3 protein-coding genes and 1 pseudogene are annotated in these 5338 nt (G+C 54.0%); 3 read left to right on the forward strand and 1 reads right to left on the reverse strand.

The genetic code is table 11. From position 1 onward, the window contains the following. The coding region (locus ACJROR_RS06305; RefSeq protein WP_406546361.1) for a transporter substrate-binding domain-containing protein at positions 1-969 on the reverse strand (969 nt) is incomplete at its 3' end. 368 nt (positions 970-1337) lie between these two features. Here ACJROR_RS06305 and ACJROR_RS06310 point away from each other — a divergent pair. The 3 genes and pseudogenes from ACJROR_RS06310 to ACJROR_RS06320 all read left to right on the forward strand — a co-directional run. Continuing rightward, complete coding sequence (locus ACJROR_RS06310; RefSeq protein ID WP_406546362.1) at positions 1338-2927, forward strand: hypothetical protein; 1590 nt, start codon at positions 1338-1340, stop codon at positions 2925-2927. Between the two features lie 279 nt (positions 2928-3206). After that, on the forward strand, positions 3207-4823 hold the full coding sequence (locus ACJROR_RS06315) for a hypothetical protein (RefSeq protein WP_406546363.1): 1617 nt from the start codon (positions 3207-3209) through the stop codon (positions 4821-4823). A gap of 116 nt (positions 4824-4939) precedes the next feature. Then, positions 4940-5338, forward strand: a pseudogene (locus ACJROR_RS06320) (hypothetical protein); the annotation flags it as partial.

A 5338-nucleotide genomic window follows, 5' to 3' on the forward strand; every position in this document is an offset into this window, starting at 1 on the left:
GGCGGCAAATACGGAAATCACGATGGTGACGCCCAGACCTTTTGCCAGAAGCAGCCAGCGATCCTCTTTGATGAAGTTTTCATAAAAGCGTTCCTTCAGGGATCTGTCGGCAGATGCCCCCACAGCCGCCGAGGGAACGATCACCATGATTCTGGTGGTGCAGATATCATTGGTGAAATTGATGACCCGGGCTCGTTCCGCCGTTTTGGAGAATCCGGCAAATCCCGCATGAACCTTGCCGGAGGACACCGCATTGATAATGCTGTCAAACTCCATGCTTTCGATTTTCAGCTTCATGCCCAGACGGTCGGCGATAATGGCGGCGATTTCCATTTCGATGCCGGTAATGCGATTGTCCTTGTAAAACTCGTAGGGCGGAAAATCAGGACTGGTGGCAATGACGAAGTATTCTCCCTCGGTCACCGTGGGCGTGTAATGAAAATTCTGGGTTCCGGTGACATAGGTATCGAAAAGCTGATCAAAGATCTTATTCTCATTAACGTCATCGATAATGTCATTGATGCGGTACAGGAGATCCTCCGATCCCTTGGGCAGAATGGCCGCATAGGATTCGCTCTTAAACGGCGTATCCAGAAGCTGGAGGCCGGGGTTGTCCGCCACGAATCTTTTGGCGGGAAGCTCGTCCATGACCACGGCATCCAGCTTGCCCTGATTGAGCGCGGCTATGGCGTCCGGGGAGTTGTTATAGCGCTCCGCCAGAGGACAGTCATGGTTTTTCAGGTAGTCGTTAATGGCGATTTCCGTGGTGGTGCCGATCTGCACTCCCACCCGGGCCTGGCAGAGCTTTTCAATGGAGGTTACCTGAACAGAGCGCTCCTCGGCGGAACCGCAGGCAGTCAGAAAAAGCGGGGTCAGGGCCAGAAGAAGGAGGCCGGCCAGAATCCGGAAGATGCCGCGGGATCCTGGCGGAGTCATGCGGTGTTCTTTGCTGAAATTAAGGAAGATCATAGAGGATCCCTAGCTGCTGTTTAAGTGAAACCGCTTTATTATACACATGAGCCGCCCGGGAATACCTTCTTTCATGCTATTTCTGCCGTGCGGGGCAAGGTTTTGCGGGGACAGGGTTTTGCGCTTGCGGCCGGATATGGGTTATCAGTGATTCCGCCATTGCTGCCCGGTATTCCGGAGGCGGTATTCCGGCCCGGCAATCTCAGGAATTCATATCCGACTTGCGCAAAACCCGCAAATGGCAATAATGGACAGTGACAGCAGCCCGGCTTCAGAACCTGAATGACAGTGTAACGAAACCTGAGGCGCCAGACGCTCTGAAAAGATGACCGCAAGCGAGTTTAAGCAATATGAAAACGAGCATTCCTGTGAACTTAACTGAAAAGCTGCTCTGCCCCTATTGTTCCGGGGAGCTTTCATACCGCATTTCCCGGCGTGAGGTTGCCTGCTCATTATGCGGCATGAAGCTTTCTCCGGAGGAATACGAAGCCGCCGCGGCTGCTAAAAGAGCCCGCCAGGAACGCTCTTCATCCTCCTTGTCATCATCGTCCTTTTCCTCCGCATCCTCTCCGTTATCGTCTGCTTCATCTTCCGCTCCCGCGGCAAACCCGAAAGCCGGCAAGGCAAAAAACAGATCTGCCGCTGCTCCTGATTATGTCTCCTGCGAACACTGCCGCCTCCTTTTAGGCCGCGGCATCGCAGATCTTCTGGGAGAATGCCCTCTTTGCGACAGGACGATCCCCGGGGCAGAGAACAGCGCCGGAAGAAAACCGGCCGAGAACGCCAGCTTTGCGGCGCCGGATCTTATCGTGCCGTTTGCCAAGGAGAAGGAATTCTTTATTCAGAAATTCCGGAAGCATCTTAAAGCCCTGGAGTTTGCTCCTGACGCCATGCTTGCAGCCGGCATTGAGAGCGTTCGGGCTTTCTATGTCCCGGTGGTTCTTTTTGATGCGGAGGTATCCGGCGAGATGACCTTTCATGCCGAGGTGCTGACCGAGATTCTTACCAATAAATACGGTACCCAGTACAAGCTGCAGGAATTTGAGATAGAGGCGGCAGGAAGTCAGCTTTATTCCGGTTCTCCGGAAAATCTTGCCCTGGGGATCGGGGATGACGTTTTACGGAATCTGGAGCCCTTTGACAGCAAGGAAGCCCGGCCCTGGAGCCGGGTTTATGCCGCCATCCCGGACTTGACGGTTCCGGTTGTCGCCGGCGCTGATTATTTCGAGCTTTCCCGGCAGCGCTTTAAGGGGGCCTTTGAATATTTTCTGGCCAGGGGGGAGTTATTTAACAGCTTCAGCGTCACCAAGGAAAAGGTTTCGGTGATTCCTCTGAAGGTCTCCTATGCCTGGCTTCCGGTGTGGGTTATGAAGATGACTCCGGGCGGGACGGAGGCGCTTTGCTATATGAACGGCCAGACCGGAAAGATGGAGGCCGATATTCCGGTTTCCCAAGTTAAAATTCTGGACTGGCTCTTTTCCGGGCTGCTGCTTCTGACCGGTGTTACGGCATGGTTCGCGGCGCCGATTTGGATGCCGGTAACAAACATTCCGGAGAACTTTTGCCTGGGAGTTATTTGCATGATTTTTCTGATGATGATCTATTCAGTGATTGCTCCGGTAAGATGGCTGTTTTCCGGGCGGCTTTCCTGGCGTATTACAGGTTCTCTTTTCGCCGGTGCCGGCATGGCTTTTGCCATTGCGGCCTTTTTCAGAGCTCCGGAGTATTGCTGGAGTACCCTCCTGTTCATGCCGGCCATGCTCGCGGGAGGCAGCTTAGTTATCGGTTATCGCTGGAACGGTATCAAAAGACGTATGGCGCGGAAGCTCAGCCAGGATCCCCGCAAAGAGGGAAGCGTCTATGCGGCAAAATCGTCTATGCGGTACCGCAGGAGCAGACAAATCTCAGAAAGCTACGTGTACAGATGCAGAGAGTCTGTCGTATCATGTGCGGAATAACTTCCGGATAAAGGATCTCAGCCGGAATTGCCGCCGGCGCGGAGCAGGGTGTTCCGGAGGGGCATAGCGGTATCGGCGCGGACAGACAGGCTGCTGACAAAAGACCGCGGGGGGCAGCTGAGCGGCTTCGGATCCCCGGAATGTCTCCCCCTTGCGTAAAAACAGCAAATGGCAATAACGGACAGGGATAATATCCCGGCGACGGAAATATGCGACAGCGTACTGGACAGGGGAAATAAGCCCCCGAAACAGCGCGATCCCAAGCGGAGTTTGAGCAATATGAAAACGAGTATTCCTCCTAATTTAACTGAAAAGCTGCTCTGTCCCTATTGTTCCGGGGAGCTTTCGTACCGCATTTCCCGGCGTGAGATCTCCTGCTCATCATGCGGCATGAAGCTCTCCCCGGAGGAGTACGAAGCCGCTGCGGCCGCCAAGGCCCGCAGGGAAAGATCTTCTTCATCTTTTTCCTCCGGGGCAATTTCCGCCGCCTCTCTGTCTCCCTCATCATCTCAGTCATCCTCTTCTGTGGCAAACTTGAAAGCCAGCGAGGCAGATAACAGATCTTCCAATGCTCCTGATTATGTCCCCTGCGCACACTGCCGTCTCCTCCTTGGCCGCGGTGTCGGAGATCTTCTGGGAGAGTGCCCCGTTTGTCATGAGAAGATCATCGGGGCGAAGAAATCATCAGGAGGTGTTTCTCCCGGAGAAGAAAGTCCGGCCGGAGAAAGCTCTCCGGAAAACTCAGGCTTTGCGGCACCGGATCTTATCGTGCCGTTTGCCAATGAGAAGGAGTTCTTTATTCAGGAATTCCGGAAGTATCTTAAGGCTCTGGAATTTGTCCCGGACTCCTTTCTGGAATCCAGCATTGAGAGCGTCCGGGCTTTCTATATCCCGGTGTTTCTTTATGATGCGGAGATTTCCGGCGAGGTGAGCTTTCATGGCAAGGTGCTCTCGGAGATTAAAACTGCCACCCGCGGCAGTCCCAATTTTAAGCAGGAGGAATTTGAGACAGATGCGGCAGGAAGTCAGCTTTATTCCGCTTCGCCCGAAAACCTTACCCGGGAACTCAGCGATGACATCTTCAGGAATCTGGAGCCCTTTGACGGCAAAGGAGCCCGGCCCTGGAGCCGGGTTTACGCCGCAATCCCGGACCTGACAATACCGGCCATCGCCGAAGCGGATCATTTCGAGCATTCCCGGCGGCGCTTTAAGAATGCCTTTGAATATTTTCTGGCGGAGGGGGGATTCTTTTCCTGCTTCCGAGCCACACAGGAACAGGTTTCCGTGATTCCCCGGAAGGTTTCCTATGCCTGGCTTCCGGTGTGGGTGATGGAGATAAAGCAGGGCGGGGAGCGGATGCTTTGCTATATGAACGGCCAGACCGGAAAGCTGGAGGCCGATATTCCCTTTTCCGATGCCAAAATCCGGGGCTGGCTGTTTTCCGGGGTGTTCCTCCTGACCGGTGTTGCGGCATGGCTTTGGGCGCCGAGATACATGCCGTTATCAAACATCACCGAAAGCTCTGTTATGGGGGCTTTATGCATGGGCATTCTGATGCTGATCTATGCGCGGATCTCTCCGGTAAGACGGCTGTTTTCCGGGAAAAAATCCCCGCGCATTACGGGATCTCTTATGGCAGCCGCCGGCGTGGCTTTTATGGTTGCCGGCTGTATCAGCAGCGAGAGGTATTACTGGAGAACCACCCTGTTTGCGCTGGCCATGATTGCGGGAGGTTCCTTCGCTGTCCTTGTTCTCTGGGACGGGATCAAAAAACGTCTGGCCAGAAAGCCCAGACGGGATCCCCGTAATGAAGGAAGCATGTATGCGGCAGAATCTCATCTCCGGTACCGGAACCGCCGGAAAACCGGTGAAAAACTCCTGCACAGAATCACCTGATCTCAATCTGCGAAATGAATCCCGAATATGAGGTCGCAAATGGCAATAATGGAAAAAAGCGGTAACAGCCATGCAGCAGAACCTGATAACAGTATTACGGGCCAGGGAAAACACCCTTGCGAAACAGCGCGGCCATAAACGAGTTTGATATCATGAAAAAGATCATTCCTGTTAATTTAACTGAAAAGCTGCTCTGTCCCTATTGTTCCGGAGAGCTTTCGTACAGCATTTCCCGGCGTGAGAGCTCCTGCTCATCATGCGGCATGAAGCTCTCGCCGGAGGAGTACGAAAACGCCGCGGCCGCCAAGGCCCGCAGGGAAAGATCTTCTTCATCTTTTTCCTCCGGGGTATTTTCCGCTGCTGCCTCTCCGTCTTCCTCATCATCTCAGTCATCCTCTTCCGCTCCCTCGCCAAACTCGAATGCAAGTGAGACCGAGAACAGATCCTCCGAGACTCCTGATTATGTCCCCTGCGCACACTGCCGTCTTCTCCTTGGCTGCGGAATCCGGGATCTT

The sequence above is a fragment of the Succinimonas sp. genome, from assembly GCF_045225735.1.
Lineage (GTDB): Bacteria > Pseudomonadota > Gammaproteobacteria > Enterobacterales > Succinivibrionaceae > Succinimonas.